22 protein-coding genes and 1 pseudogene are annotated in these 26903 nt (G+C 65.8%); 10 read left to right on the top strand and 13 right to left on the bottom strand.

What is annotated here, in order from left to right; all coding sequences use genetic code 11:
- Positions 1-16: 16 nt before the first annotated feature.
- The 6 genes from FQS62_RS17595 to FQS62_RS17570 all read right to left on the bottom strand — a co-directional run bounded on the left by FQS62_RS17595 (position 17) and on the right by FQS62_RS17570 (position 5340).
- Positions 17-1774, bottom strand: a complete 1758-nt coding sequence (locus tag FQS62_RS17595) for an ABC transporter transmembrane domain-containing protein (RefSeq protein WP_208042995.1) — start codon at positions 1772-1774, stop codon at positions 17-19.
- A 51-nt stretch (positions 1775-1825) separates the two neighbouring features.
- A complete protein-coding gene (locus FQS62_RS17590) occupies positions 1826-2095 on the bottom strand; it encodes a hypothetical protein (protein WP_049447475.1) in 270 nt (89 codons plus the stop codon).
- Positions 2096-2413: 318 nt separating this feature from the next.
- Positions 2414-3430 (bottom strand): TraB/GumN family protein, encoded by a 1017-nt coding sequence (locus FQS62_RS17585; protein ID WP_208042994.1) that lies wholly within the window; start codon positions 3428-3430, stop codon positions 2414-2416.
- The gene (locus FQS62_RS17580; protein ID WP_049447473.1) at positions 3424-4437 is read right to left on the bottom strand and encodes a lysophospholipid acyltransferase family protein; all 1014 of its coding nucleotides are present in this window, start codon (positions 4435-4437) and stop codon (positions 3424-3426) included. Before FQS62_RS17580 ends, FQS62_RS17585 begins: the two co-directional genes overlap by 7 nt.
- The gene (locus tag FQS62_RS17575; protein WP_141097651.1) at positions 4431-5105 is read right to left on the bottom strand and encodes a hypothetical protein; all 675 of its coding nucleotides are present in this window, start codon (positions 5103-5105) and stop codon (positions 4431-4433) included. Before FQS62_RS17575 ends, FQS62_RS17580 begins: the two co-directional genes overlap by 7 nt.
- Before the next feature lie 58 nt (positions 5106-5163).
- Entirely contained in the window at positions 5164-5340 is a 177-nt protein-coding gene (locus FQS62_RS17570; RefSeq protein ID WP_154349552.1) for a hypothetical protein, read from the bottom strand.
- Positions 5341-5694: 354 nt separating this feature from the next.
- Here FQS62_RS17570 and FQS62_RS17565 point away from each other — a divergent pair, with 354 nt between their 5' ends.
- Complete coding sequence (locus FQS62_RS17565; RefSeq protein ID WP_208042993.1) at positions 5695-7329, top strand: NAD+ synthase; 1635 nt, start codon at positions 5695-5697, stop codon at positions 7327-7329.
- A 146-nt stretch (positions 7330-7475) separates the two neighbouring features.
- Here FQS62_RS17565 and FQS62_RS17560 read toward each other — a convergent pair whose 3' ends face one another.
- Together FQS62_RS17560 and FQS62_RS17555 are read right to left on the bottom strand one after the other, a co-directional pair.
- Entirely contained in the window at positions 7476-8678 is a 1203-nt protein-coding gene (locus FQS62_RS17560) for an alpha/beta hydrolase family protein (RefSeq protein ID WP_208042992.1), read from the bottom strand.
- A gap of 222 nt (positions 8679-8900) precedes the next feature.
- Positions 8901-9788 (bottom strand): outer membrane protein assembly factor BamD, encoded by an 888-nt coding sequence (locus FQS62_RS17555; RefSeq protein ID WP_049447469.1) that lies wholly within the window; start codon positions 9786-9788, stop codon positions 8901-8903.
- A 113-nt stretch (positions 9789-9901) separates the two neighbouring features.
- Here FQS62_RS17555 and rluD point away from each other — a divergent pair, with 113 nt between their 5' ends.
- The 4 genes and pseudogenes from rluD (at position 9902) to FQS62_RS17535 (ending at position 12601) form a co-directional block, all read left to right on the top strand.
- Positions 9902-10891 (top strand): 23S rRNA pseudouridine(1911/1915/1917) synthase RluD, encoded by a 990-nt coding sequence (rluD, locus tag FQS62_RS17550; protein ID WP_208042991.1) that lies wholly within the window; start codon positions 9902-9904, stop codon positions 10889-10891.
- Positions 10891-11662: pseudogene (locus FQS62_RS17545) on the top strand (laccase domain-containing protein). The gene rluD and the pseudogene FQS62_RS17545 overlap by 1 nt, the downstream one beginning before the upstream one ends.
- A 2-nt stretch (positions 11663-11664) precedes the next feature.
- On the top strand, positions 11665-12189 hold the full coding sequence (locus FQS62_RS17540; protein ID WP_049447466.1) for a DUF4166 domain-containing protein: 525 nt from the start codon (positions 11665-11667) through the stop codon (positions 12187-12189).
- Positions 12164-12601: a thiol-disulfide oxidoreductase DCC family protein gene (locus FQS62_RS17535; RefSeq protein WP_099589885.1), complete on the top strand. Its 438-nt coding sequence runs from the start codon at positions 12164-12166 to the stop codon at positions 12599-12601. Before FQS62_RS17540 ends, FQS62_RS17535 begins: the two co-directional genes overlap by 26 nt.
- Before the next feature lie 94 nt (positions 12602-12695).
- Here FQS62_RS17535 and otsA read toward each other — a convergent pair whose 3' ends face one another.
- The 4 genes from otsA to FQS62_RS17515 all read right to left on the bottom strand — a co-directional run bounded on the left by otsA (position 12696) and on the right by FQS62_RS17515 (position 19223).
- On the bottom strand, positions 12696-14060 hold the full coding sequence (gene otsA / locus FQS62_RS17530; protein ID WP_049447464.1) for an alpha,alpha-trehalose-phosphate synthase (UDP-forming): 1365 nt from the start codon (positions 14058-14060) through the stop codon (positions 12696-12698).
- Positions 14057-15838: a glycoside hydrolase family 15 protein gene (locus FQS62_RS17525; RefSeq protein ID WP_208042990.1), complete on the bottom strand. Its 1782-nt coding sequence runs from the start codon at positions 15836-15838 to the stop codon at positions 14057-14059. The genes otsA and FQS62_RS17525 overlap by 4 nt, the downstream gene beginning before the upstream one ends.
- A 39-nt stretch (positions 15839-15877) precedes the next feature.
- The gene (otsB, locus tag FQS62_RS17520) at positions 15878-16636 is read right to left on the bottom strand and encodes a trehalose-phosphatase (RefSeq protein WP_049447463.1); all 759 of its coding nucleotides are present in this window, start codon (positions 16634-16636) and stop codon (positions 15878-15880) included.
- A 151-nt stretch (positions 16637-16787) separates the two neighbouring features.
- A complete protein-coding gene (locus FQS62_RS17515) occupies positions 16788-19223 on the bottom strand; it encodes a TonB-dependent receptor plug domain-containing protein (RefSeq protein WP_088480719.1) in 2436 nt (811 codons plus the stop codon).
- 215 nt (positions 19224-19438) lie between these two features.
- On the opposite strand from FQS62_RS17515, the gene FQS62_RS17510 reads away from it, so the two are divergent.
- The 4 genes from FQS62_RS17510 (at position 19439) to FQS62_RS17495 (ending at position 25012) form a co-directional block, all read left to right on the top strand.
- A complete protein-coding gene (locus FQS62_RS17510) occupies positions 19439-19921 on the top strand; it encodes a DUF3574 domain-containing protein (protein WP_005410781.1) in 483 nt (160 codons plus the stop codon).
- Positions 19922-19957: 36 nt separating this feature from the next.
- Positions 19958-20815: an SH3 domain-containing protein gene (locus FQS62_RS17505; protein WP_208043753.1), complete on the top strand. Its 858-nt coding sequence runs from the start codon at positions 19958-19960 to the stop codon at positions 20813-20815.
- A gap of 109 nt (positions 20816-20924) precedes the next feature.
- Positions 20925-22643 carry a thiamine pyrophosphate-dependent enzyme gene (locus tag FQS62_RS17500; protein WP_154349543.1) on the top strand — a complete coding sequence of 573 codons (1719 nt, stop codon included), beginning with the start codon at positions 20925-20927 and terminating at the stop codon, positions 22641-22643.
- 764 nt (positions 22644-23407) lie between these two features.
- The gene (locus FQS62_RS17495) at positions 23408-25012 is read left to right on the top strand and encodes a SulP family inorganic anion transporter (RefSeq protein WP_226053583.1); all 1605 of its coding nucleotides are present in this window, start codon (positions 23408-23410) and stop codon (positions 25010-25012) included.
- A gap of 81 nt (positions 25013-25093) precedes the next feature.
- Here FQS62_RS17495 and FQS62_RS17490 read toward each other — a convergent pair whose 3' ends face one another.
- On the bottom strand, positions 25094-25804 hold the full coding sequence (locus FQS62_RS17490; RefSeq protein WP_208043150.1) for a glutathione S-transferase: 711 nt from the start codon (positions 25802-25804) through the stop codon (positions 25094-25096).
- Positions 25805-25974: 170 nt separating this feature from the next.
- Between FQS62_RS17490 and FQS62_RS17485 the strand changes: the two genes are divergently transcribed.
- Complete coding sequence (locus FQS62_RS17485; RefSeq protein ID WP_208043149.1) at positions 25975-26790, top strand: DUF3014 domain-containing protein; 816 nt, start codon at positions 25975-25977, stop codon at positions 26788-26790.
- Positions 26791-26903: the final 113 nt, after the last annotated feature.

Genomic DNA, 26903 nt, shown 5'->3' with positions numbered 1-26903 from the left:
CACGCTATGGTGGCCATTACTCGACCCTGGCCTGCATCTGCGGCCTGATCAGGTCGCGGTATCGAGCGCTGTGGATCAGCAGTTCTTCGTGCGACCCGGTGGCGGCGACCGCACCTTCATCGATGAGTACGATTCGATCGGCGGCAAGAATGGTCTGCAACCGGTGTGCGACGATGAGCGTGGTCGGCCCCGTGCCCGTTCCGAAAACATGGTCATGTACCGCCTGTTCGGCGTGTGAATCGAGCGCTGATGTCGGCTCGTCGAGCAGCAGGATATCGGCCCGCTTCAACAGTGCGCGCGCAATGGCTACCCGTTGCTGCTGGCCGCCTGACAATCGGGCCCCGCGTTCGCCCAAGGGCTCATCGTAGCCAGCGGGCAATTCACTGATGAAGGCATCTGCGCCTGAAGACACTGCTGCGTTCCTGACATCCTCGTCGGTAGCGTCGAGCTTGCCGTATCGGATGTTCTCAAGCACGGATCGGCCGAAAATCGCCGGCGCCTGCGAGATCGTGCCGATAGCGTTGCGGATGCTTGCAGGCTGGAACGTGGAGATATCGTGGCCGTCGATGAAGATGGCGCCCGCCCGCACGGGATGCAGGCGCAGAAGCAGCGACAGCAGCGTACTCTTGCCCGCGCCGGATGCGCCCACGATGGCGACCTTTTCCCCCTTCGCAATGTCCAGGTTCAAGCGTCGCAGGACGGGCCTGTCGGGCGCAGCGGCATACCAGAAATCGACATTCTCGAATCGGATGCATCCCTGCAGAGCCTGCACCAGCCTGGTTTCCTGCGCCTCATGGTGTGGCAGGTCACCAAATGCGGTGATGCGATCAGTCGCTCCGGCGGAGCGCTGCAGCGCGCCCCATGTGTCCAGAAGCGCGGCGGCGGCCATGCCGCACATCACGGCATACATGGCGAACTGTCCCAGCTGGCCCGCCGAAAGCGTCCGGTCCATGACCTTGTGGGTGCCTGTCCATAACACAGCGGTGATGCCCAGCAGCATGACGATCAATGACAATGCCGTCAGCACAGACTGCCAGGTCGTGCGCCGACGAGCTCCGCTGACGCTGGCATCGAGCGTCGCCGCATGGCGCTCTGTCTCGAAGGGTTCGCGGGCGAAATCCTTGACCGCCCTGATATGGCCCAGCGCTTCCGCCGCAACGACGCGCGATTGCGCAAGCAGATCATTGTAGTCGCGCGCGCTGGTCCGCAGGTGCTTGGAGCCCACGGCGATGGGAACCGATGCAAACGGGATGGCGGCGATCGTCAGCAGCGCCAGGCCAGGGTCGGTAATGAACAACATGGTGACCGCACCGGCCAGCATGATTCCGCTGCGTATTGCCACAGAGAAGCTGACCCCGATGGCTATCCGCAGGTGCTCGATATCCGAGGTCAATCGTGAAAGCAGTTCCGTTGATGGCTGCTGCTGATGGAATTCCAGCGGCTGGACGAGCAATCGTGAGAACAGCTGCCCCCGCAGGTCATTGGTTACTTCGTCAGCGAGGCGATTGATGAAGTAGACCCGCATTGCCGTGGCCACGCCAATCGCCACTGAGATCAAGGCAAGTGTCAGGAAGATGTTGTCGATCTTCTCCAGGCTGTTCAGGTCCAAGCCGCGGTTGCCCCTTGCGGCGATGGGAACGGCAAGGGCGAACGTGGTTGCAACCACGATGCTGGTCAGTGCACCCGCCAGGAGTGGCAGGTGGTTGCGCGAAAGACTCGCCAGCAGCCGGAGGGTACGTGCCACCGGCATGGCCTTCTCGAGGGCTCTATTCACACCCGGCGCTCCTGTCAGTTCCAGTTGCTGGAGCAAGCACCATGGCGATGGCTAGTTCATGCACTTGCGCTGCTCCATCGTCCTGATGATGGCCTCGGCACTGCCGGGGTTTGATGCAAGCGCCTGCCGCAGTTCTGCGCACGCCATCCTCCGCCCCATGCGTGCATACCTTCCCATCCATGAGTTGTCTTCGACGCTCACCTGCAATGTGGGCTCGCGCGCCGGAAAGGCGGCCTGGGTCGGTCTTGTCAGGGAGGGGCGCTTGAACGAGATATCATCTGGACGAATGGCAAGGTCGAGCGGTGCGGGGGCAACAGCCATCGCAGGTCCAGGTGCTTCATCGACCACGTCCAGCGTGGGCCTGCGGGGCGCCGCAGATGCAACTGGCAGCGCCGGGCCAGCAGTCCTGCCGGGCCCTCCCAATGCCCGGGGCATGGCAGCGGGAACGGGCGCCCGCGCGAGAGGGCGCTCGATGAACACGAGCGATACCCTCGTTTCATCATCCCCGACGTTTACAGGTGACTTGCCGGCGACCTGGCACAGCAGGATCAGCAAGGTCAGTTGTGCTGCCGATGCCAGGAAAAGCGCCGATAGTCGATCCACTCGAGGCGACATCGGTCGGTCACTGCGGGAGGGCGTTCAAGGTGACTCGACCTCGTATCCGCGCTGGCGCAGCGCATCGATGTATCCGTCGTTGCCGGACAGGTCGGCGATGGGAAGCACCGCGAGCGTCGTCGTGTTGGTCTGCAGTGCCTTGTCTGCGGCCGCAAGCCATTTCTCCCTTACGACCGTGCGGATGTCGGGCATGCCAAAAGCACGGGCTGCGGGCGCGTTGCTGAGCGAGTCCGTGCATAGTTCATCCCGTTTCGAGGTCAGGGATACGTCGATCCGGGCGGTCTCGCCCGTAGACCATGCATTTGCGTTGGTTACCAGGCGATCCATGCCGGATTCGACAAGATCCATGGTTGCCACCAGGCAGGCGCTGTCGTCGATCGACGTTGACCTGACTGCCTTGAGCATCTGCGCGGCGTTCTGGCGCGAGAGCTTGAGCGTATATCGAGGTGTGTGCAGTCCGATGCCGCGCGCCTTCACTTCGGCGACGATGACGGGAGCGACCACCCCCTTGTTGCTCAGGCCACGCTGGGCCATCACTGTCGACATCAGCTCGTCCGCCGCGGCAAGCGGGCGCTTGCCTTCGAGGTTGCTGCGGCCAGCGAGGTACGTGTCGCGCAGATTCTGCCAGCGCGCGTATACATCCGGTGCCAGGATGTCTTTGAGTTGCGCATTGCCAGGATTGTTCTGTGCCTTCATGTAGCTGTAGCCAAGCGACAGCTTGCCGAGCCAGCCGGTGTCGACGTCTACGGTGAAGGATGGCTCCCACAGCACGGCCTGAGCCTCGGCAATCACCTCTCGCACCGCTGCCGAATCCCATGTGATCGAGGATGGCACCGGCTTGAGCGTGCCCAGGATCCAGAGTGTGTGCTCGCCACGCGAGACTCTCCAGAGTCCGGGACCCGGTGCAATCCCAGACACCACGACGGTATCAAGGGTGCGCAATGGGGGCTCGGTGGCATCTGCTGCGGCGGCACAGTTGATGCCCGCCGCGAAAAGCGCCAATGCAATGAGGAGCACAAGACGTGATTTCTGTTTCAGCATGTGGGTGCCGTTGCGTCTCTTCTCAGGTCAATTACTGCGGTAGGGGCGAGCATGTCGGGGTCGCGGGCCAGCAGCCCGGCCACGCGCGCCACATCGGACCTCGGCACCTCAAGATGAGGGCCGTTCTGGGCGATGTGTTGCCGTACGTTCTGCCAGTAGATCAGCTGGTGTTGCATGTGGTGTTCATAGAAGGCGAAGAGCCCGCGCATGACGCGGTAGTCGTCTGCAAGCAGCCTGCGTTCGGACTGGCCCTGTGCTGCAGGTGCCGGCTCAGCGCACGGCGGTGCGAAAACGCTCCTGAAACCCAGGCCCGACGCGACGGGGGTGGAGATCATCGGGACGATCAGCGCATCGGTCCTGCGGGACAATGCGGCGGTGCCGAGCATGATGCTCATCGAGCGCTTGCAGAAGCTGATGGGGTACGTGGCGTTCTCGTCCTTGAAAACGTCCGGCAGGATGAAGACGGCTGCGCCTGCCCTCAGTTCACGGATGGCTGTTGCCAGGCCTTTGCGGGTGTCATGGACGAAACCAACACCGTTGTCCTCGTTCCAGAACCAGCCGTTGAGCCTGTCGAAGATTTCGTTGCCTGGATGGGTTTCCGGGTTTCCATAGAACAGGAAGGTTTTCCGCTCGTGCCGTAAACGCTCCGCCAGCATGATGATCGACAGAATGTAGTGGGCATGGTGCGGCACTGCGATCAGAAGCCCGCGTGGCGTACGTGCCAGTTCATCGAATGCGCTGTAGTCCGTTCGGTCGGCGCGACTGAGCAGGGACAGGAACTCGGTCCGGTTCCCACGCCGCAGAACGTTGGCAACGAACAGCTTCTGCAGGTACCAGTAGTAGTACTCGCCAAATCTCGTGTTTCCCGATTCGGCGCAGGCAACACGCAGGTAGTGCTCGTCGTCGTCGGTCAGAGGGGTCTTGATGATCGACTCGATCCAGGCAATCCGCCGATCAAGGCGGCGCAAGGGACGGGCAAGTTGAGTCAACAATTGCGGAATCAGCATGCAAGCCTTCCCTGTCGATCAACGACATCGCCTTCAAGCGTATCGATCGCTTCCATCAAGGCGTCGAGTTCGGCATCGATACTGTCGGGTTGGTACTGTGCCAGCAGTGCGGATCGGAACATCCTGATCTTTCTGCGCGCGTTGTATGTCCTGATCGCCGGCCTGCGCAGTGACTGTTGTTCGCGCAGCAACCATTGATCCCCCAGGCTGCTGCACTGGTGAAGATGGTCGATGATCCCGTGCAGGATCGCGCTGCTGTCGGCCGAATGGGCCTCGATCGTGGAATAGCCCTGTATGCCCCAGAACGACAGTGCATAGCCGTAGCGCTGATTGAGGATCATTTCGAGCGGCGAGACGTAGATGTCCTCGCGCGAGGTCCGAATCAGCAGGGTTGCTTCGTGTGCTGAGACAAGCTGGTCCGAGAAAATGACGAGTGCTGGTCGCTGGCCGGACTGCGCCAGCCGAACCATGCCGCTTGCGCTCAACCCAGGGCTGTTCTCGTTACACACAACGCGTAGGCGCCCTGCATCTGCGAGCTGTCTGCTTCTGGTCAAGACTGCACGCGTGGATGGCAGGACCAGCGCAAGAGCGTTGGTGCCAGCGTGGTCACTGCCTGCATAGGCATGGAGGCTCCGCTCGAACTCCTCCGGTGCGTTGAATCCATCCATGGAATGTGCTCTCGATAATGAAGAGGGCGAAGGCAACCGCCTTCGCCCTCGATCTGCGTCAGTTGATGCCCGGGTCGATTTCCGGCACGCAGTCATTGCCGTTGCTGCCGCAACAGTCCGAGCAGAACAGTGCTACCGCACCATTCCTCACCACTTCAAATGCGGTGCCAATCGACGTTGCGTCTTCGGCCCTCTGCAGCATCCCAGCTTCAAAGCCTGCGACATCCAATGCCATAGAACTCATCCTGATTCTCCATTCCAATTGGATACAGCGATCAATAGCCGGACCGAATTGGCCGGCCAATCTGGACACAACGTCCAAATTCCTTTTTGAACCAGCTTGCGCGGTGATCTGAGCCGTCGAAGGTGATCACCATGAATTTTTCGTGAATGGGAGAGTGCTACTGATGAAGGCGAAAATCAATAGCCCCAGGACGGACATTCGAGGAGGCGATGGCAGTGCCTGGCCGGCAGGGAAACGTGGTCCAGGTCTGCGCGACTCGGGGCGGACCGATCGCATGCATCGGGCCTGACCGGTCCGTGTCCAAAGGCCTAGAATGGTGCAATTGCAACCACAGGCTGGATTCCCATGGCTTCGATCCGCATCGCGATGGCGCAGTTCGATTTCCCGGTCGGCGATGTCGCCGGCAACACCGAGCGCATCATCGAGATGATCGGCCAGGCGCGCGACGAGTATGGCGCCGAGCTGGTGATGTTCCCCGAGCTGGCGGTGAGCGGTTATCCGCCGGAGGACCTGCTGCTGCGTCCCGGCTTCCTGTACGAATGCGAGCAGGCGATGGGCCGTATCGCTGCTGCCTGCCGTGGCATCACCGCCGTGGTCGGCTGGCCGCAGGCGGCTGGCGCGGTGGTCTACAACGCCGCCAGCGTGCTGCGTGACGGCCTGGTGGAGCAGACCTACCGCAAGCGCGAGCTGCCCAACTACGCGGTGTTCGATGAGCGCCGCTACTTCGATGTCGATCCGGATGGCGGCAGCTGCGTGTTCGAGGTCAACGGCATTCCGGTGGGCCTGCTGATCTGCGAGGACCTGTGGTTCGCCGAACCGCTGGCCGACACCATGCGCGCCGGTGCGCAGCTGGTGGTGGTGCCCAATGCTTCGCCGTACGAGCGTGGCAAGCACGCCCAGCGCGATGCCGTGCTGGCGGCGCGCACCCGCGAAAGCGGCGCGGCGATTGCCTACCTCAACGTGGTCGGTGGCCAGGACGCGCTGGTGTTCGACGGCGCCTCGGTGGTGGCCGATGGTGACGGCACGGTGCACCCGGCCGCCGCCGCCTTCGTCGACCAATGGCTGGTTGTGGAGTACGACGGTGAAACCCGCCGCTTCATGCCGCACGTGTGGATGGACGACGGCGACGAGAGCGTGGACGCGCTGGCCTGGCGCGCAGTGACCCGTGGCATCCAGGATTACTGCCGCAAGAACGGCTTCAAGAAGGTTTGGCTGGGCCTGTCCGGCGGCATCGACTCGGCGATCGTGCTGGCCATGGCCGTGGACGCGATGGGCGCGGAGAACGTGACTGCCGTGCGTCTGCCGTCGCGCTACACCGCCGGCCTGTCCAATGACCTGGCTGCAGAACAGTGCCAGGCACTGGGCGTGAAGCTGGAGGCGGTGTCGATCGAACCGGCGTTCAAGGGCCTGATGGAATCACTGGCGCCGATGTTTGAAGGCACGACCCCGGACGTGACCGAGGAAAACCTGCAGTCGCGCAGTCGTGGTGTGATCTTGATGGCGCTGGCCAACAAGTTCGGCGGCCTGCTGCTGACCACCGGCAACAAGAGCGAGTACGCGGTCGGCTACGCCACCATCTACGGCGATATGTGTGGTGGCTACGCGCCGCTGAAGGACCTCTACAAGACCGAGGTGTTCGGGCTGTCCAAGTGGCGCAACACCGTGGGCGGCGCGCCGGTGATCCCGCCGGCGGTGATCAGCCGTCCGCCGTCGGCCGAGCTGCGCGAGAACCAGCTGGACCAGGATTCGCTGCCGGCCTATGACGTGCTGGACGGCATCCTGTACCGCTACATCGACCAGGAGCAGTCGCGCACGGAGATCGTGGCCGCCGGTTACGACGCGGCCGTAGTCGACCACGTGCTGCGCCTGGTGCGCATCAGCGAGTGGAAGCGGCATCAGGCCGCGCCGGGGCCGAAGGTGTCGCGCCGGGCGTTTGGCCGCGAGCGTCGTTACCCGATCAGCAACGGCTACAAGGGCTGAGGCAGCGGGCGGTGGGCCTTGGCCCGCCGCTACCGGGCCCTCCACGCGTGGGCGTGGATCTGTTGTAGAGCCGAGCCATGCTCGGCTCAGAGACAGTCGAGCGTGGCTCGACTCTACATTTCGGGCTGTCCACGCATGGCGTGGATTTACGGGGACTCGTCCAGTACCTGTTCCAGATGGGCGGTCTCGGCCGCTTCATTGAAGTGCGCATCCCCCAGCCGTGCGCGCACGAACGCCAGGCCATCCGCAGCGGCCGCGTCCAGCGTGCCGCGGTGGTCGACCGGATAGCGACGGAACGCGACCGGCTCGCCTCGCAGGGCCAGGCCTGCGGCGTACAGCAGCGTGGTCAGATAGGGCACATCGCGGTCCGCGCTGCCATGGCCCAGCATCAGTGGTTGGCTGAAACCGCGGCGCGGTACGCCGAGATAGTCGTACAACACCGCCCAGATGCCCGGCACGCTGGTCAGCGGTGCAGTGAACATGCTGCCGGTATCCGCACCGTCCAGCGTGGCGGCCAGTTCGCCCAGGCACTGCTCGCGTGCCACTGCCACGCGGGCGCGGCCGGTGTCGCTGAGGACGCGGTCGATCTGCGGCGCGACCTGCAGCAGGCCATCGAGCAGATACGCGTGATACGCATTGAGCGCGCCAGGATTGGCGGTGCGGTTGTCCGGTTTCATCACCAGCGCGGTCAGCTCGACCGCGGTGGGCGTACCAGTGGTGAAGCTGCCGCGGTAGTGCAACGCCGGCCCGCCATAGGTGGGGGCGATGTGGCCTGCCGTGAGCGCGGCGGCGCCGCCCTGCGAATGGCCGACCGAGACCCACCGCGGCGACAGCGTTGCGGTGCCCAGGTACTGGCGGCTGGCTTTGATCAGGTCGATGGCGTTGCGCGCGGCAGTGCGCACATGCAGATAGGCATGGTCACCTGGATTGCCGAGGCCCTGGTAGTCTGCGGCCACCACCGCATAGCCCTGTGCCAGGAACTGATCGAGGAAGCGTCCGTCGCGTTCGGGTTGGTAGGGGCCGGACACTGCAGGCGCACAGCGGTCCGCGATGCCCTGGGTGCCATGTGCCCACGACACCACCGGCCAGCCACCTGCAGGAGCCGCGCCGGCGGGCAGGTACAGCAGGCCGGTGCCTTCGGCCAGCTGGCCGCGATGGTCCGGGGTGCGGTAGTGCAGCTTGTAGGCCTGCGCGGCCTTGGACGGTACCCATGACGCGCGATAGGGGGCCGCAGACAGCAGATCGCCCGGTGCAACTGGTGCGGCAGCCAAGGGGCCGGAGGACAGCGCCAGCAGGGTGGCGGCGAGGAGGCAGGTCAGGGGGCGGATACGGCGGGGCGGTGGGGTCATGGGGCGCTCCTTCACGGCCGGGATGACCGTTGCGCCGCAGTGTGGAGGGCCTCGCCAGAGCAGGCTGCGACCGGCGTCGCATCCGCCGGGGATTCGTAGAATTCCTAGGCGGGATGCGGGATGCCGCCGATGAAGGAGCGTCGTGCTTGGTGCGTCTTGCGAAGAGCAGTCGAGCATGGCTCGACTCTACAAAAGGGAAGGGCCCCTTGCGGGGCCCTTTTCTTACTTCTTTTCCAGTCGCGCGTTGCGCTGGCCGGTGCTGGCGGACTTCTCGCCGGCGAACGGGTTCAGCTTGCGGATCATCCACGGGTACTTCGGCCACTTGCCTTCCAGCCACGGGTGGTCCGGCTGGTTCAGCTGCAGGACGCGGCGGGCGTCGTCGGCCAGGGTCTTGTTGCCCAGGTGGGTGTAGGAATCGGCCAGCACAGCTACGGCGTCGTACTGGAAGGCGCTCTGCGGGTAGGTTTCCAGCAGGTAGTTGGCGCGACCTACGGCCGAGACCCAGGCGCCGCGGCGCATGTAGTACAGGGCGTTGTCCAGCTCGTGCTGGGCGAACACGTCACGCAGCTCCAGCATGCGCTGGCGCGCATCGGCGGCATAGCGGCTGTTCGGGTAGCGGTCGACCACGATGTTGAAGTCCGAATACGCCTGGTGCGGCGTGGACAGGTCGCGGCGGCTTGCATCCAGCGACCATACGCGGCGCAGGAAAACCGTACTGCGGTTGGAGTTGGCCAGGCCGCGCAGGTAGTACATGTACGCGATGTTGCGGTGGGTCGGGTAGGTACGGATGAAGCGGTCGATGCTGGACACCGCGTCATCGTGCTTGCCGGCCTTGTACTGTGCGTAGGCGGTTTCGATCATCGCCTGTTCGGTGTACGGGCCGTACGGATACTGGGCCACCAGGCGGCGGAAGCTGGATTCAGCCCCGCTCCAGTTGCCACCCTGCATCAGCTTGTGGCTCTTCTCGTACAACTGTTCGACCGGCGTCCCTTCATCGGGGCGATCGCCCTTCTTGGCACCACGGTGGCAGCCAGTGGCGGCGATGACCAGCACCAGCAGCAGGGCGGTGAGGCGGACGGGCGCGGAGAGCATGGCGGAGCGTCGGATCATGAGGTCGAGGCGGGACGCGGCTGGAATACGAAGGGTCGATGATAGCCTAGTGTCCTGTCCAGCGACTGAAACCGGCCGCCGGGACCCCAAAATTTCAAAGAATCCCCCCTGCCATGTCTGAACAACCCTCTGAATCGGCCCGCCAGGCCATCGTCCCCGACACCGCCGCCGGCCGTCGTTTCGACGCCGTGGTGGCCGAATTGTTCCCCGAATACTCGCGTTCGCGCCTGACCGAGTGGATCAAGACGGGCGACGTCCTGCTGGATGGTGCCCAGGTGCGCCCGCGCGATCCGCTGCGCGGCGGCGAGGTCGTGACCCTCAACGTGGTGCTCGAAACCCAGACCGACGCCCAGCCGGAGGACATCCCGCTGGACGTGCTGTTCGAGGACGAGCACCTGCTGGTGATCAACAAGCCGGTGGGCCTGGTGGTGCACCCGGGGGCCGGCAACCATAGCGGCACCCTGGTCAACGCCCTGCTGTTCCGCGACCCGTCGGTGGCGGTGCTGCCGCGCGCCGGCATCGTGCACCGCCTGGACAAGGACACCAGCGGCGTAATGGTGGTGGCCAAGACCCTGGAAGCGCAGACCGCGCTGGTCGAGCAGCTGGCCGCACGCGACGTGCATCGCCAGTACCTGGCCATTGTGATGGGCGCGCTGGTGGCCGGCGGTACCGCCGATGCCCCGATCGACCGCCACCCGCGTGACCGCCTGAAGATGGCGGTGCGCGAAGACGGCAAGGAAGCGATCACCCACTACCGCCTGCGCGAGCGCTTCCGTGCGCACACCGCGCTGGAGTGCCGCCTGGAAACCGGCCGTACCCACCAGATCCGCGTGCATATGGCGCACGAGCGCCATCCAATCATCGGCGACCCGCTGTACGGCGGCGCATTGAAGCTGCCCAAGGGCGCCAGCGACGAACTGGTGGCCGCGCTGCGTGGCTTCAAGCGCCAGGCCCTGCACGCCGAGACCCTGGAGTTCACCCATCCGATCACCGGTGAGCCGGTGCGCAACACTGCGCCGGTGCCGGACGACATGCTGCACCTGATGAAGGTGCTGCGCGAAGACAGCGAAGCCTTCGCTGCGCGCGAGCGGGATCGCTGGTGATGGCGGCCGCGCTGCCGGTGCTGCAGGCGGACTGGCCGGCGCCTCCGGGCATCCAGGCGCTGACAACGCGTCGGTACGGCGCAGGCATTTCGCCGGCACCGTTCGCGCAGTTCAACCTGGGCAACCGGCACGCGGCCGATGGTGATACCCCGGCCAACGTCGAGCACAACCGCCAGCTGCTGCAGCAGGGGCTGGCGCTGCCGTCAGCACCGCACTGGCTGCGTCAGGTGCACAGCAGTACGGTGCTGCGCTTCAACGCACCACCTGTGGAAGGAGCGAGCGAGCCGGTGGCCGATGCCGCGGTGACCTCGGTGCCGGGCGTGGTGCTGGCGATCCTGACCGCGGACTGCCTGCCGGTGGTGTTCGCCGCTGCCAATGGCAGCGAGGTGGGCGCCGCCCATGCCGGTTGGCGCGGGCTGGCCGACGGCATGCCCACGCCAATCGCCACTGAGATCAAGGCAAGTGTCAGGGAAGCTGCGGGCCTGGCTGGGCCCGGCGGCCGGGCCGGCTGACTGACGAGATCGGCGAGGAGGTCTACCACGCCTTCGTCGGGCACGATCCGGCTGCCGAGGCGGCCTTCGTGGCGACCGGCCGGGCCACTGGAAGGTGGACCTGTTCGCCCTGGCACGGCAGCGCCTGCAGGCGGCGGGCATGGACCCGGCCCAGGTGCATGGCGGTACGGTGTCGACCATGGCCGATCCGGACCTGTATTCGCACCGGCGCGACCGTCGCACCGGGCGCATGGCGACGCTGGCCTGGATCGCGCCCTGACCCTGCCGCTGTTCGCGCGCGTGCTGGGGCCGGCCTTCGCCAGCCTGGCGGCGCCGGTGCAGGCGCTGCATGCCGCACCACTGCCGTGCCGCTACGCAGGGCAGGCACGGATCAAGCGTGGGCCGCACTGGCTGGTACCCGTGCTGGCCGCGTTGGCGCGGCTGCCGAAGGACGGCGATGCGCTGCCGACCGAGGTGGCGTTCAATACACGCGGGCAGGGCGAGCAATGGGCGCGGCGTTTTGGCCGCTGGCCGATGGTGTCGCGGCTGTGGGCCCACGAGGGATACCTGCGCGAGCAGTTGGGCGCGGTGCGCTTCGAATTTGATCTGCAGGCGCACGCGGGTGGCATCGACTGGTCGGTGCGCCGGGTCTGGGCCTTCGGGCTGCTGCCGCTGCCGAGGCGCTGGTTTGGTGGCGTGCGTTGCCGTGAAGCCTGGCAGGGTGAGCGTTACACTTTCCTGGTCGATGTGACGCTGCCCTGGGTGGGAGCCCTGATCCGCTATGAAGGCTGGCTCGAACCGCAGTGAGGCTGCCGCCGAGGCGGGCAGCGCGGTGATCGTGTTCGATGGCGTATGCGCGCTATGCAGCCGCTGGGTGCGTTTCCTGCTGCGTTTCGACCGCAGGGGGCGCTACCGCTTTGCGGCGATGCAGGGGGCGCAGGGCAGTGCGATGCTGCGCACGCACGGGCTGGATCCGCAGGACCCGATGTCATTCCTGTTGCTGGATGCGCAGGGCGCTTGGACCGATACCGATGCGATCCTGCGTGTGCTGGCGGGATTAGGCGGCGCCTGGCGCCTGACCGGCGTGCTTCGGTCAGTGCCGCGCGGCTGGAGAGATGCCGCGTATCGCGCGCTGGCGCGCAACCGTTATCGCTGGTTCGGGCGGCACGACGCCTGTTACCTGCCCGCACCGGAGCAGGCCGCGCGGTTCCTGGATTGATTGCCTGTCTTCTGTAGAGTCGAGCCATGCTCGACTTGCTTTTTCTCCTGCTAATAGCAGTCGAGCATGGCTCGGCTCTACAGGAACGCGTGCTTCAGCCCTCCAGCGCGTCCAGGTAGCTGCGGCGCCAGTGGTTGATGTCATAGGTCCGCAGGTGATCCATCATCGCGTGCCAGCGTTCCTTGCGCTTGCGCAGCGACATCGTTGCTGCGGTGGCGATGGCATCGGCCACGCCGTCCAGATCATGCGGGTTCACCAGCAGTGCCTGCTTCAGTTCGTCGGCGGCGCCGGCCAGCAGCGACAGCACCAGCACGCCGGGATCTTCCGGGTCCTGCGAGGCGACGTATTCCTTGGCCACCAGGTTCATGCCATCGCGCAACGGCGTGACCAGGCCGACCGCCGCCGCCCGGTAGAAGCCGGTGAGGGTGGCATGGGTGAAGTTCTGGTTGACGTAGCGCAGCGGTGTCCAGTCAGGTTCGGCGTGGCCACCGTTGATGTGCCCGGCGATCTGTTCCAGCTGGCTGCGCAGCTGCCGGTACTCGGTGACATCGCCGCGCGAGACCGGGGCGATCTGCAGGTAGGTCAGCGAGCCGCGCTGGTCGGGGTGGCGCTCCAGGTAGCGCTCGAAGCCGAGGAAACGCTCGGGCAGGCCCTTGGAGTAGTCCAGGCGATCCACGCCGATCGCCAGCTGGCGATCGCGCAGACTGGCGCGCAGGTTCTTTACCGCGGTCTTGGTGGCGGCGGTGCCGGCCTGGCGTGCGATCAATTCGGTGTCGATGCCGATCGGGAAGGCAGCGGCACGGAAGCGGCGCCCGCCCGGTGCTTCCAGCTCGCCGTTGTCGAGCACGCGACCACCACCGAACAGGCGCAGGTAGGTCTGGAAGCGATCTGCATCGCGCTGGGTCTGGAAGCCGACCAGGTCATAGGCGTACAGCGCGGAGAACAGCCGCAGGTGGTCGGGCATCGCCTGCAGCAGGTCGGCCGAGGGCATCGGGATATGCAGGAAGAAGCCGATGCGGCAGCCGATGCCACGCTCGCGCAGCAGTGCGCCGAGCGGGATGAGGTGGTAATCGTGGATCCAGACGATGTCGTCCTCGCGCAGCAGCGGCGCCAGTTTGTCAGCGAACAGCGCGTTGACCTTGTGGTAGGTCTCGCGCGTGCCACGGTCGTAGTCGACCAGATCCAGGCGGAAGTGCAGCAGCGGCCACAAGGTGCGGTTGGCGAAGCCGTTGTAGTAGCCGTCCACCTCGCGCTTGCTCAGGTCGAGGGTGACGAATTCAATGTCACCGTCTTTCTGTGTGTGCAGCGTGCCGCTGCCGTCGCGCACGCTCTTGCCACTCCAGCCGAACCACATGCCACCGCGTTCCTTCAGCGCGGCCAGCAGGCCCACCGCCAGGCCGCCGGCGCGGTTCTCGCCCGGCACGGCCACGCGGTTTGAAACCACCACCAGACGACTCACGATGCCTCCTGCCAGGACCGCGACAGGCGCATCGCGGCTGTGATCAGGCCGACGTGCGAATAGGTCTGCGGGAAGTTGCCCCAGGCTTCGCCACTGTCGAAGGCCAGATCCTCCGACAGCAGGCCCAGGTGGTTGCGCTGCTTCAGCAGCAGCTCGAACATCTCGCGCGCTTCGTCCATGCGCCCGATTGCCGCCAGCGCATCGATGTACCAGAAGGTGCAGATGGTGAAGCTGGTTTCAGGCTCGCCGAAGTCATCCGGTGCGACATAGCGGTACAGCGAATTGCCATGCTTGAGGTCGCGCCCTATGGCATCGACGGTGGCAATGAAGCGCGCATCCATCGCGTCGATGAAACCGATGTCGGCCAGCAGCAGCAACGAGGCATCCAGCCGATGGCCACCGAAGGTATCGGTGAAGTGGCCCAGCTCCTCGCTCCAGGATTCGGCCATGATGCGGGCGTGGATGGTGTCGGCGCGCTCGCGCCAGTAGCGTGCGCGGTCATCACGCTTCAGCCGCACGGCGATCTTGCACAGGCGGTCGCACGCCGCCCAGCACATCGCGCTGGTGTAAGTGTGCACTTCAGTGCGGCCGCGGAACTCCCAAAGGCCGGCATCGGGTACGTCGTGCAGGGCAAATGCCTGTTCGCCCAGCGGCTCCAGACGGGCGAAGGTGTGCGCATCGCCCGGGTCCTGCAGCCGCCGGTCGAAGAACAGCTGGGTGGAAGCCAGCACCACGCTGCCATAGACATCGTGCTGGCGCTGCACCCAGGCCAGGTTGCCGCGGCGCACCGGGCCCATGCCGCGGTAGCCGGACAGGCTGGAGACCTCATCTTCGTCCAGCTTGGCCTCGAAGCCGATGCCATAAAGCGGCTGCAACGTGCCATCGGTGGTGGCCAGGTTGAAGATATAGCCGAGGAACTGTTCCATCGTGCGCGTCGCGCCGAGGCGGTTCAGTGCGCGCACCACGAACGCGGCATCACGCAGCCAGCAGTAACGGTAGTCCCAGTTGCGCACGCTGCCGGGGGCTTCCGGAATGGAGGTGGTCATCGCCGCGATGATCGCGCCGCTGTCCTCGTACTGGCACAGCTTCAGGGTGATCGCACTGCGGATCACCGCGTCCTGCCATTCCAGCGGAATGGACAGGTAGCGCACCCATTCGCGCCAGTAGTCGCGGGTACGCTGGAAGGCTTCCTGCACATAGCCGCTGATCGAGCGGTTGAGGGATTCATCCACGCCCAGGATCAGGTGGACGGGATGGTTGAGTACGAACGGCAGGTCGTCGCGTACGAAGCGCACTGGCACGTCGGTGGTCAGCCGCAGCACATGCTCCGGCAGGATCCAGCGCACGTGGTTGCTGCCCCAGGTGGACTCGGGCACGCGTGCGCCCCAGTCCGCCAGCGGGCGTGCGCGTACGGTGATGCGGGGGCTGCCGGCCAGCGGACGCACCTGGCGGATCAGGCTGACCGGGCGGTAGAAACGGTCGTTCTGGCGCCAGCGGGGGGCGAAATCGAGGATTTCCAGTTCACCACCATGCGCGTCGCGCAGGACGGTGCGAAGGATCGCGGTGTTGGTCAGGTATTCCTGCTCGCTGCTCGCGAAGTCCTCCAGCTCGATGGCGAAGTCGCCACCGGTCTGTTGGTTGGGGCCGAGCAGGGCACAGAAGGTGGGGTCGCCGTCGAAGGTGGGCAGGCAGCTCCAGACAACGCGGGCACGTTTGTCGACCAGGGCGCCGAAGCTGCCGTTGCCGACCACGCCCAGATCAAGATCGGGTTGGGTCATCACGCGGTACATCTCGGTTGCGGCCGTGGGGTGGCCGGGTCAATAGGCATTCTCACGCAGCCAGGCGTGCACGCTGCGTATGTCGGGCAGCGCGAACACCGCCTTGCTGGGTTCACGTTCGCCCACCAGCACGCTCCAGCCATGCTGGCCGTTGGCGGCGTCGAAGCCGAATTCGTCGGTGAGGTCGTCACCGAGGAACACCGGCAGGCGGCCACGGAAGGGCAGGTACTGCATCATCCGGCGCACGGCACGGCCCTTGTCGGTGCCGACGGGCACGAACTCGACCACATGGTCGCCAGGTTGCAGGCGGTAGCTGGCACGGCCGCGCACGTGGCGGTCGGCGAAGGCGCGGACATCGCTGGCGGCGTGCGGCGCGCCGCGCCAGTGCAGGGCCAGGCCGACGCCCTTGTCTTCCACCAGCACGCCGGGATACCCGTGGGCAAAGCGCATCGCCTGCTGGTGCAGCGCGTGCAGCCACTCGGCGGTATCGTCGTCGTGTTCGTCGCGCAGCACACGACCGTCCTCGCCACGCAGTTCGTGGCCATGCAGGCCGGCGGCGGGCAGCTTCAAAGGCGCGAACAGTTGATCCAGCTGTTCAAGCGGGCGACCACTGACCAGTGCCACGGCACCTTCCAGGCGGTCGCTGATGCGGCCGATGGCTTCACGCACATCCGGCAGCAGCTGCACGGCGTCCGGGCGTGCAGCGAATTCGATCAGGGTGCCATCGACATCGAGGAACAACGCGCACGCGTCGTCCAGCAATGGCGGTGGCGGGCGCAGGGGGAGCGGTTCAGCCATGACGCGCAGCTTGCCAGCGTGCGCGTGTACGTGGGGTCGAGGGCAGACTACGACCCTGCTTCGGTGGGTGCCGACCGTTGGTCGGCATGGCAGGTCAGCCTGCATCGAGCTCAGGTAGTGCGGACCAACGGTCCGCACCCAACAAGAGCGATCAGAACGTATAGCGGACGCGGCCGTAGTAGTAGGCGCCGTTGCTGCCGATCGGCGACAGCACGTCGTACGGCAGGTTGCCGAAGTAGTGGATATCGCTGTTGGATCGATCCGGATAGTTGTCGGTCAGGTTCTGGCCGCCGATGGCCACGCTCCACTGCGGCGTGATGCGGTACTCCACTTCGGCATCCAGCTGCCATTCGGCCTGGTAGGTCTGGCGCGGGATATAGCCGTCACCGAAGTTGAACACGCGGGTGGCGCTGCCGTAGCGGTTCACGCGGGTGCTCAGCGACCAGTGGTCGTTGCTCCATGCCGCCGAGAAACTGCCGCGCGTACGCGGTGTGGCATCGGTGAGCGTGTTGGTCTCTTCGATGCCAAACAGCACGTAGTCCGGATTCAGCGCACGCAGCTGTGCCGGCGTGGCCAGCACGTTCTTCAGCGTGGTCTTGGTATACGCATAGGTGCCGGTCAACAGCAGCTGGCCATCGCCCAGCGACTGGCGCCAGTTGCTTACCAGCTCGGCGCCTCGGGTACGGGTGTCGGCGGCATTGACGAAGAAGCTGGCGCTCTGCAGGCCGCTGACGCCGTAGTTGGCCGCCACGTAATCGGTCAGTGCATCGCCAGTGATGCTCTCCGACAGCGCGATGCGATCGTCGATGTCGATCTGGAAGAAGTCCAGTGACAGGTCGAAATGCTCGCCGATGCGGCTGGTGAAGCCCAGCGAGGTGTTCAGCGATTTCTCCGGCTTCAGATTCTGCGCACCCAAGCCACGCGCGATTGGATTGTTGACCGACAGCAGGCGGCCCTGCACCAGCTGGCCGCCAGCGTTGTAGCCGGTGGAGGTGGACTCGTAGCCGATCTGCGCCAGCGACGGCGCGCGGAAGTTGTTGGAGATGGCGCCACGCAACGCGAACGCCGGGGTGAATTCGTAGCGCAGGCCGAGCTTGCCGGTCAGTTCGCCACCGAAATCGTCGTTGTGCTCGTAGCGCGCGGCCAGATCGGTGGAGAACTTCTCACCGAACTGGCTGGACAGGCTGGCGTAGGCGCTGGCCACATCGCGCGACAGCGTGGCTGCGTCCTGCGGGGTCAGGCCGCCACCGGCCTGCGAACCGGTCGGTCGGTCGGTGTACGGGCCGGCGGCATAGCTGGCCGGGTCGCCGGGACGGGTCTGGTAGCGCTCATGGCGCGCTTCCACGCCCAGGCCCAGGGTGTGGCTGATGCTGTCGCTCTGGGTGTACACGCGGCTCAGGTCGAGGTTGCCCACGGTCTGCGCGTACTCGTAGTCGGCGGTCTTGAAGCGGGTCGGGCTGGTCGGGCCAAGCGACGCGTTGAGCGAATCACGCAGGCGGTAGGTGAAGTCGTTCTGGCCGTAATCCAGGCTGCCGTCGTAGCTCCATTCGCCCCACTGCCCGCGCACGCCGGCCACGGCCTGCACGTCGCGGTTCTCGCCCTCGGAGATCGGCCGGTACCCATTCGGATAGACCTCCTTCCAGTTGGCATCGCCATCGGGGTAGCGGAAGTAGTTTGCGCCTTCGGTATCGCGCTGGTTGAAGGTGCCGAACGCGTAGAACGTCGAGGTCTGGCCCACCGGAATCTCGGTGTTCAGCCACAGGTTGATGTCCTTGCTCTTGCCATCGCCCAGCACATAGTTGCGCTTGCCCTGCAGCGCCAGGTTGCCCGGGGTCTGGTCCCACGGCGGAATCTGGTCGAAGCCGGCACGGTTGGTGCCGTTGCGGTGCTTGTATTCCAGGCCGACGCGCAGGAAGCCGCCGTCCTCGCCCAGCGAGGTGCCGACCTTGGCGCTGATGTTGCCGGTCTGGCCGTCGGTGAGGGTACGCCCGATCGGCTTCAGGTGGGTGTGGTTGGCGCCGTAGCTGGCCTCGATCTCGCCACCGTCGCCGCCGTTGTCGAGGATCACGTTGATCACACCGGCCACCGCATCCGAGCCATACAGCGCACCCGCGCCATCACGCAGTACTTCGATGCGCTTGATCGCGCTGACCGGGATCGAATTGAAATCAACCGGGGTGGTGCCCTTGCCGATCTTGCTGTCGGTGTTGACCAGCGCGGTGTGGTGGCGGCGCTTGCCATTGACCAGCACGAGTACCTGGTCCGGCGACAGGCCACGCAGCTGTGCTGCGCGCACGTGGTCGGCGCCACCGGAGTTGGACTGGCGCGGGAAGTTGAACGACGGCAGCAGCGCCTGCAGCGCGCTGCCCAGTTCACCGTTGACCACGCCGGCCTTGCGGATGTCCTCGGCGGTGAGCACGTCTACCGGCGAGGTGGATTCGAGCACGGTGCGGTCGGCGGCACGGGTGCCGGTGACGATCACCGTGTCCAGGTTGGCGGCGTCCTGGGCCAGGGCCGGGACGGCGGCGGAGGAAAGCGCAAGGGCGATGGCGAGGCCGAGCGGCGACGCGGGCAGGCGGACGGACATGGGGGCTCCAGCAACAACGACGACGGGGAAGGGGGAGATAGTTTCACTTACATCCATCCGGATGAAGCGATATATTATCTTCGCGTGATGGCCGGTGCCGATGCAAGTCCCTGCCAGTCCGGCATGAGCTGATGCTCGGTTGGCATCAGCACGCCGGGCCAGTGGCGCTGTACGCTGCCGGCTCGCCTTGTCCCCCCTTCCCCGGAGCTGTACCGATGAAACACCTTGGCCTCGTCTTCGCCGTGCTGCTGGCCACCAGTGGCTGCGCCAGCCTCTCTTCGCAGGCGCCCAGCGCCTATGCCACAGCCACCACCGCCGAACTGAAGGGCGATGCCGCACGCCCGTCCGCCGGCCACGGCTGGGTGCGCAGCGAGCTGTACTTCGGCGTAGGCGAAGAGCAAGGCGCCGGCAACCGCCCGCAGGCCGACACCATCAGCGAGGCGCAGTGGCGCACTTTCCTGGACAAGGAAGTGACCCCGCGCTTCCCGGACGGACTGACCGTGTTCGATGCCTACGGCCAGTGGCTGTTCCGCGGTGATGCCTCGCCCAACCGCCTGCGCACCAAGGTGCTGGTGGTGCTTCACGAGGACACCCCGCAGCGCCGCGCCGATATCGAAGCCATCCGCCTGGCGTGGAAGCAGCAGACCAAGCATCAATCGGTGCTGTGGTCGCGGCAGCCGGTCGAGGTATCGTTCTGAGTTGAAGGTGCCGCCGAGGTGCCGCAGGAAGCGATGATGAATTACAGGGAATGCCTGCTGGGCCTGGTATTGGTGGGCGTGCTGGCACCGCCGGCGCAGGCGGGTGGGGACGACGGCGAAACGCTGCGCTTCCAGGTGGGCGCGCATGTGCAGGCGCATGCCGATCCCCAGCAGGACGGCAGCATCGCGGTGCAGTTGTCACCGTCGGGCAAGCGCCAGACGTTGGCCGGCGCGGCCGATGCCGACGGCAATTCGAGATGGGGTCTGGAGGACATCGATTTCGATGGCTACCCGGAACTGATTGCGCGCGCCTCGGTGGGCATGGTGAATGAAGCGGTGACGGTGTACCGCTTCGATCCGGCCAGTACAGGTTTCCGCGCGCTGCAGGCCGACACCCACGGCAAGGACAGTTGCGGTGACCTGATGGGGCTGACGGTCGATCGTCCGAGCCGCACCCTGACCAGCAGCTGCCGCAGCGGCCCGATGTGGTACACCGACCAGTACCGGTTTGCAGGCGCGAAACTCTATCTGTACCGCGCCGAGAGCGTGCTGATGCTGGGCGAGACGTTGAACACTGCGCTGCAGTGGGAACAGACGGACGAACAGGGTCCGCTGGCCGTCTGGCGCACCTATGATCCCGCCGGCCGTGTGCTGGAAAGTGCCATTGCCGATGGCCTTGGCGCACCGCCCGACGGGCCGCTGCGCGGCCAGCAGGCCACCGTGCTACCCGCGCGCCTGTTCCTGTTCGACCGGCCTGGTGCGTCCAGCACCAAGCGTTACCTGGTGCAGGGGGATCGCGTGGAACTGCTGGATGAACAGGACGGCTGGGTGAAGCTGCGCTATCGCAACCCGAAGCAGGGCGCGGTGGTGGGCTGGATCAACGTCAACGATTGACGAGACGTCTACCCGCAGTTTGCACATCGAGGCGATGGGTAATTTGCCCACGGAGGCATCACTTCATCGGGTCTAGCCTCGGACGTTCCCCCGTTCGAGGATGTATCCGATGAGCAAGCGCGTGGCCGAAATCGTGGTGGACGCCCTGCAGCAGGCCGGTGTCCGCCGTTGCTACGGCATCGTGGGCGATACGCTCAACCATGTGACCGATGCGATGCATGGCAGCGAGATCGCCTGGGTGCACGTGCGGCATGAAGAAGTGGCAGCCTTTGCTGCTGGCGCGGATTCGCTGGTGAGTGGCGAACTGACCGCCTGCGCTGGCTCCTGCGGCCCCGGCAGCCTGCATTTCATCAACGGCGTGTTCGAGAGCAACCGTAACCGCGCGCCGATGGTGCTGATCGCCAGCCAGGTGGTGACCAGCGAGCTGGGCATGGAATTCCCGCAGGAAGTGGACTTCAAGGCGGTGTACGCCAGTTGCTCGGTGTTCTGCGAGCAGGTGCACAGCGCCGAACAGGCCCGTCGCGTGGTCACACTGGCCTGCCAGGCGGCGATCAGCCGCCGCGGCGTGGCGGTGGTGATCCTGCCGGCCGATATCAGCCAGGCCGAAGTGAAGCACGATGTGCCGTTCTCGGTGCACTACACCCAGCCAGTGCTGCGCCCTTCCGATGCGGAACTGCAGCGCATCGCCGAGCTGCTGGGGCAGGGCAAGCGCATCGGCGTCTATGCCGGCGCTGGCTGCCAGGGCGCGCACGCGCAGTTGCTCGAACTGGCCCGGCGCCTGCAGGCACCGATCGCGCACACGTCGCGCGCGAAGGACTTCGTCGAGCCGGACAACCCGTACAACATGGGCATGACCGGCATCTTCGGCATCGAGTCCGGCTTCCACACGCTGATGGAGTGCGACACGCTGCTGCTGCTCGGCGCCGATTTCGCCTGGGGCCAGTTCTACCCGGACAAGGCCACGATCATCCAGGTCGACCGCGATGGCAGCCACCTCGGCCGCCGCCACCCGGTGAACCTGGGCGTGGTCGGTGATATTGCCCCGACGCTGGATGCCTTGCTGCCGATGCTGCCGCCGCGCGAGGACAGCAGTTTCCTGGACGAGTGCATCGAACGTCGCGACAAGGCGCTGAAGAAACGCGAACAGGAAGAACAACCGGGCGAAGGCGAACTGATCCATCCGCAGCACCTGACCGCGCTGCTGTCGAAGCACGCCAGCGACGATGCGCTGTTCACCGCAGACGGGGGTTCTCCGATGGTATGGGTGCTGCGGCATATCCGGGTGAATGGCCGCCGCCGCACGCTGACCAGCCTGTTGCACGGGACCATGGCCAACGCGATGCCGCAGGCGCTGGGGTTGCAGAAGGCGTTTCCTGGCCGGCAGGTGATTTCGCTGTCCGGCGATGGTGGCCTGGCGATGCTGTTGGGTGACCTGCTGACCGCGGTGCAGGAAAACCTGCCGATCAAGGTGGTGGTGTTCAACAACGGCTCGCTGAATTTCGTCGAGCTGGAGCAGAAGGTGGAAGGCCTGCTGGACAACTACACCGACCTGAAGAACCCGGACTTCGGTCGCCTGGCCGAGGTGATCGGCTTCCACGGCCGCACGGTGACGCGTAGCGAGGATCTGGAGGAAGCGGTGCAGGATTTCCTGTCACAGCGTGGCCCGGCGCTGCTGGACGTGCATACCAGCCGCGCCGAGCTGGTGATGCCGCCGCAGATCGAGGCCAAGCAGGTGGCCGGAACGGCGCTGTATGCGGCCAAGGCGGTGTTGAACGGCCGATTCGACGACGTGAAGCATCTGCTGGTGGACAATTTCCTGAAGAAGTGAGGGGTTGGTCGATGCAGGGCTGCGCCCTGCACCCGCCGAAACCACGGCAACCACCGAAGCAAGGTCAAAAGCAGGTTTGCCGTGGGTAGGCGGGGTGGGTCCGGTTGCGGGGGACGCCGTAAATACGTCCCTGTAGGCTCGGTCGCGCCTTGCTCGTGTGCGCTGTCCTGCGCACACGGCAAGACCGGGGTTGGGCGTCCTGCCCAACCCGCCCGAGGCATGCCTCGGGCCCATGGCGCTCACGCCCCCGCAACCGGACTCACCCCGCCTTCGACAGTTTTCCGCTGCTCTCGGTAGGTGTCGACCTTGGTCGACACGGTAGATCCACGTCATGCGTGGATGAACGAAAGAATGATCGGAATGATCTTCTGTAGAGCCGAGCCATGCTCGGCTGAGAGGCTTCGCGTACGGCAGCCGAGCATGGGCTCGGCTCTACAAAGAGAGCCTGCCTTTGCTTTTGATCTTTGATTCTCTTCCGTGGCTGGCACGCGCAGGGAATTGTCAGAGGCCGGGCGGGTAGATGGCGCGGGGGTGTCCGCGGCATGGATGCCGCGGCCAAGCCCCCAGGGATGGGTTTACGGCGTCCCCCGCGCCATCTACCCGACCGGCCCAACTCGCAATGCCAGTCGACTAACAGTCGACTCTACCCGCGACCAGCCACGAGGGGCTCCGCCGTTGGCTGGAACCCATCATTCCACGACGGAATTGGCGCGCCGGCCCCGCTGGGCCTACCATCGGCGGTCCCCACCCCCACCGCCCCTTCCATGTCCGCTCCCGCTTCCGCCGCACCGCGTCGCTGGTTCGTCGCCGGCGACTTCAACGGCTTCTTCGGCCTGGTCGTCGACAACCTCTCCATCCTCGGCTTCATTGCCATGGCCCTGGTGGGAATCTTCCAGTTTCCCGCCGACGTAGTGTTCGGCCGCATGTTCCCCGGCACCGCCTTCGGCGTGCTGGTCGGCAACCTGCTGTACACCCTGATGGCGCGCCGGCTGGCCGCGCGCACCGGCCGCGACGATGTCACCGCCATGCCGCTGGGCCTGGATGCACCGACCAGCATCGGCATGGCCCTGCTGGTGCTCGGCCCGGCCTTCATCGCCTTCAAGCAGCAGGGCATGGACCCGCACGCAGCGGGCATCGCCACCTGGCAGCTGGGCATGGCCGCGTTGGTCATCATGGGCGTGCTCAAGTTCGTGCTGTCGTTCTTCGGCGAAGCGGTCACCCGAGCGCTGCCCCGCGCCGCGCTTCTCGGCTCCATCGCGGGCATCGCGCTGGTGCTGATGGGCCTGCTGCCGCTGCTGGAAACGCTGCGCTCGCCGCTGGTCGGCTTCACCACGCTGGGCCTGCTGCTGTATGTGCTGATCGCCAAGGGCAAGTTGCCGGTGCGTGGCCCCGGCGTGCTGCTGGCCTTCGTGTTCGGCACCGTTCTTTATTACGGCCTCGGCCTGGCCGGGTTGGGCGCGCCGGGCTTCCACGTGCCGGAGTGGGTGCCGCCGCAGGTGGTGCTGCCGCTGCCGACGCTGGGCTTCCTCGAGGGCCTGCCTACGGCGATGACCTACCTGCCGTTGCTGCTGCCGTTCGGCCTGCTGATGGTGGTCGGCGGCATCAACGTCTCTGAAAGCGCACGCGCGGCTGGCGATGACTACCGCACCCGCGACATCCTGCTGGTGGAGGCGGTAGCCACGCTGGTGGCCGGTGTCTGTGGTGGCGTTGCACAGACCACGCCGTACATCGGCCAGCCGGCCTACAAGCACATGGGTGCGCGCAGCGGCTACACGCTGCTGACCGGCCTGTTCGTCGGCATCGGCGGCATGCTGGGCATCATCTCCGGGCTGGTGCAATGGCTGCCGCTGGCGGTGCTGGCACCAATCATCGTGTACGTGGCCATCGACATCACCACCCAGGCCTTCCAGGCCACGCCACGACACCACACCGGTGCAATGGTGTTCGGCTTCCTGCCGTCGGTCGCGTACCTGCTGGCGATCAAGGCGCCCGGCTGGATCGCACCGGACCAGCTGCCGCAGTTGCTGACCAAGCTCGATGGCCATGGCCTGCCGGAACTGGCGGTGATTTTCACCCTCGGCAACGGCTTCATCATCACCTCGATGCTGTGGATTTCGGTGGTGGCGGCGATGGTCGACGGCCGCCTGCGGCGTGCCTGCGGTTTCCTGCTGGTGGCGGCGGTGCTGACCCTGTTCGGCCTGATCCACTCGGTGGACCCGCGCGGCGGCATCTACCTGCCGTGGGATCTGGACGGGCTGGCACACATCATCAGCTGGCAGTTCGCCGGTGCCTACGTGGCACTGGCGTTGCTGCTGGGGTTGTTGTCGCTGCAGAAGCAGGCGGTGAAACCGCTGGGTGAAAACAGCTGACCCCACGGTAGTGCCGGCCGCTGGCCGGCAACGCGGTGGGCTGCAGACGCATCATGTGTGGTTGCCGGCCAGCGGCCGGCGCTACCGTTCGGCGTCCAGTTCCGGGTAATGGCGGAAGATGCCGTTGGTGTTGAATGGCAACCGCCGCTCCGAGGCCAGATAGGCGGCGATGTTGGGCCGCTTGGCTACCCGCTCCTGCAGCGCACGCAGCAGGGGCAGGGTGGGTGCCAGTGCGCGCATCCGGCGTGGAAACATATAGTTCAGCCCGCTCAGCAGCTGGAACAGCGACAGATCCACGTAGGAGTGCTCGCGCAGCGCATGACGGCCGCCATTGGCGGCCAGCACCTGCTCGAAGTAGCCGAGGAACTTCGGCAGCCGCTCGCTGCGCAGTGACGCAGCGCGTGCCTTGGCTTCGGTCTTCTGCTCTTCGTAGTACTTCGATGCAGCGATCGGATGGTGGGTGTCATGCACCTCGGCCACCAGATCAGCGATGGTCAGCTGCAACTGCAGCGCCTGCACCCGCCGTGGGGCCGCCTGCGGCACCAGGTCCAGCGTCGGGCCCAGGAAATCCAGGATGGCTGCGACCTGTGCAATGACCTGGCGACCGGCCTTCAGGAATGGTGGTGCGAAGGGCTGCGCACCTTCACTGCTGCCATCGAGAAACGGCTGCATCACTGCATCGCCGTGCACCCGCGCCATGTCGATGTAGTCGGCACCGGCGTCTTCCAGCGCCAGGCGCACGAACTCGCCACGGCCCTGGATGCCGGTCCAGTAGTACAGCGCGTATTGCATGGCAGTGCCTCCACAGGACAAGACCCACAGCGTCGCGCGGGGCATGCAAAGCAGGCGTGAGCGCGGCTCTGGTGCAGGCGCGAACCCGAACGGCAGCGGAACAGGTGGGGAACCCGTTGGAATCGATGGGGTCACACCTTCTCCATGCGTGTGAAACGAGGTGCTGCATCATGCAGAGTGGAAAGGCGGTATGGCCCTGGGTGTTGGGCGTGGTGGTGATCGGTGGCGCGGGCGGTTGGTTGTTCCGCGATCAGCTGAAGCGCCTGGCCGACGGTGTTTCGGTGCCGGTGCAATCAACCCCTGCCAGCGCACCGCCACAACCGCAGGCGGCCGCAGAACCCGCGCCAGCGCCGCCGCCGATCAAGCATCCGCTGGATACCGAGGCCGCGGCCGATCCGGCGCTGCCGAAGCTGGCTGACAGCGATGCCACAGCCTGGGGCGCATTGAGCCAGCTGTTCCAGGGCGAGGGCCCGCTGACCCTGCTGCTGCGCGATCACCTGATCCAGCGCCTCGTCACCCAGGTCGACAACCTGGACAAGCCCAGCGTGCCGCCGACCGCGCTGGCCGCGCGCCCGCTGCCGGGCAACCTGCAGGTCGAGCCTGGCGAAGGCGGTGAACGCATCGCCGCCGGCAACGCGGCGCGCTATGCGCCCTATGTGCAGGCCTTCACCGCGCTCGACCCGGCGGCGACGGCGACCACCTACAAGCGCTTCTATCCGTTGATCCAGCAGGCCTATGTCGACCTTGGCCGGCCGGAGGGCTATTTCAACGACCGCCTGGTCGCGGTGATCGATCACCTGCTGGAGACCCCGGAACTGGCCCAGGCGCCGCTGGTGGAACACGATGAGCGCGGCCGCTACCGCTTCGTCGATCCGACCCTGCAGTCGCGCTCGATCGGCCAGAAGGTCCTGCTGCGCATGGACGTGGCGCAGGCCCGGGCGGTCAAGCAGCAGCTGCGGGCGATCCGCAGCGCGATCACCCGCTGAACCCGTCCACCGTGCGGAACTGATCGGGATCAACGCGCCGACCACACCCATTCCGGCATGCTGGCCGCAGGCTGACTGGCCTCGGGGTGCAGTCGCAGTCACCCTTGAAACCG

This window comes from Stenotrophomonas sp. SBJS02 (assembly GCF_020428325.2).
Taxonomy (GTDB): Bacteria; Pseudomonadota; Gammaproteobacteria; order Xanthomonadales; family Xanthomonadaceae; genus Stenotrophomonas; species Stenotrophomonas africana.
Note: the sequence above shows the minus strand (reverse complement) of the source record. Positions and strands in the feature narration are given on the sequence as shown.

Excerpts from the sequence above, each read along its gene's own strand:
- FQS62_RS17590 (WP_049447475.1), bottom strand. The coding sequence starts at position 2,095 with ATGGCTGTTGCCCCCGCACCGCTCGACCTTGCCATTCGTCCAGATGAT.
- FQS62_RS17585 (WP_208042994.1), bottom strand. The coding sequence starts at position 3,430 with ATGCTGAAACAGAAATCACGTCTTGTGCTCCTCATTGCATTGGCGCTT.
- FQS62_RS17580 (WP_049447473.1), bottom strand. The coding sequence starts at position 4,437 with ATGCTGATTCCGCAATTGTTGACTCAACTTGCCCGTCCCTTGCGCCGC.
- FQS62_RS17575 (WP_141097651.1), bottom strand. The coding sequence starts at position 5,105 with ATGGATGGATTCAACGCACCGGAGGAGTTCGAGCGGAGCCTCCATGCC.
- FQS62_RS17570 (WP_154349552.1), bottom strand. The coding sequence starts at position 5,340 with ATGGCATTGGATGTCGCAGGCTTTGAAGCTGGGATGCTGCAGAGGGCC.
- FQS62_RS17565 (WP_208042993.1), top strand. The coding sequence starts at position 5,695 with ATGGCTTCGATCCGCATCGCGATGGCGCAGTTCGATTTCCCGGTCGGC.
- FQS62_RS17560 (WP_208042992.1), bottom strand. The coding sequence starts at position 8,678 with ATGACCCCACCGCCCCGCCGTATCCGCCCCCTGACCTGCCTCCTCGCC.
- FQS62_RS17555 (WP_049447469.1), bottom strand. The coding sequence starts at position 9,788 with ATGATCCGACGCTCCGCCATGCTCTCCGCGCCCGTCCGCCTCACCGCC.
- rluD (WP_208042991.1), top strand. The coding sequence starts at position 9,902 with ATGTCTGAACAACCCTCTGAATCGGCCCGCCAGGCCATCGTCCCCGAC.
- FQS62_RS17535 (WP_099589885.1), top strand. The coding sequence starts at position 12,164 with ATGAAGGCTGGCTCGAACCGCAGTGAGGCTGCCGCCGAGGCGGGCAGC.
- FQS62_RS17525 (WP_208042990.1), bottom strand. The coding sequence starts at position 15,838 with ATGACCCAACCCGATCTTGATCTGGGCGTGGTCGGCAACGGCAGCTTC.
- otsB (WP_049447463.1), bottom strand. The coding sequence starts at position 16,636 with ATGGCTGAACCGCTCCCCCTGCGCCCGCCACCGCCATTGCTGGACGAC.
- FQS62_RS17515 (WP_088480719.1), bottom strand. The coding sequence starts at position 19,223 with ATGTCCGTCCGCCTGCCCGCGTCGCCGCTCGGCCTCGCCATCGCCCTT.
- FQS62_RS17510 (WP_005410781.1), top strand. The coding sequence starts at position 19,439 with ATGAAACACCTTGGCCTCGTCTTCGCCGTGCTGCTGGCCACCAGTGGC.
- FQS62_RS17505 (WP_208043753.1), top strand. The coding sequence starts at position 19,958 with ATGAATTACAGGGAATGCCTGCTGGGCCTGGTATTGGTGGGCGTGCTG.
- FQS62_RS17500 (WP_154349543.1), top strand. The coding sequence starts at position 20,925 with ATGAGCAAGCGCGTGGCCGAAATCGTGGTGGACGCCCTGCAGCAGGCC.
- FQS62_RS17495 (WP_226053583.1), top strand. The coding sequence starts at position 23,408 with ATGTCCGCTCCCGCTTCCGCCGCACCGCGTCGCTGGTTCGTCGCCGGC.
- FQS62_RS17490 (WP_208043150.1), bottom strand. The coding sequence starts at position 25,804 with ATGCAATACGCGCTGTACTACTGGACCGGCATCCAGGGCCGTGGCGAG.
- FQS62_RS17485 (WP_208043149.1), top strand. The coding sequence starts at position 25,975 with ATGCAGAGTGGAAAGGCGGTATGGCCCTGGGTGTTGGGCGTGGTGGTG.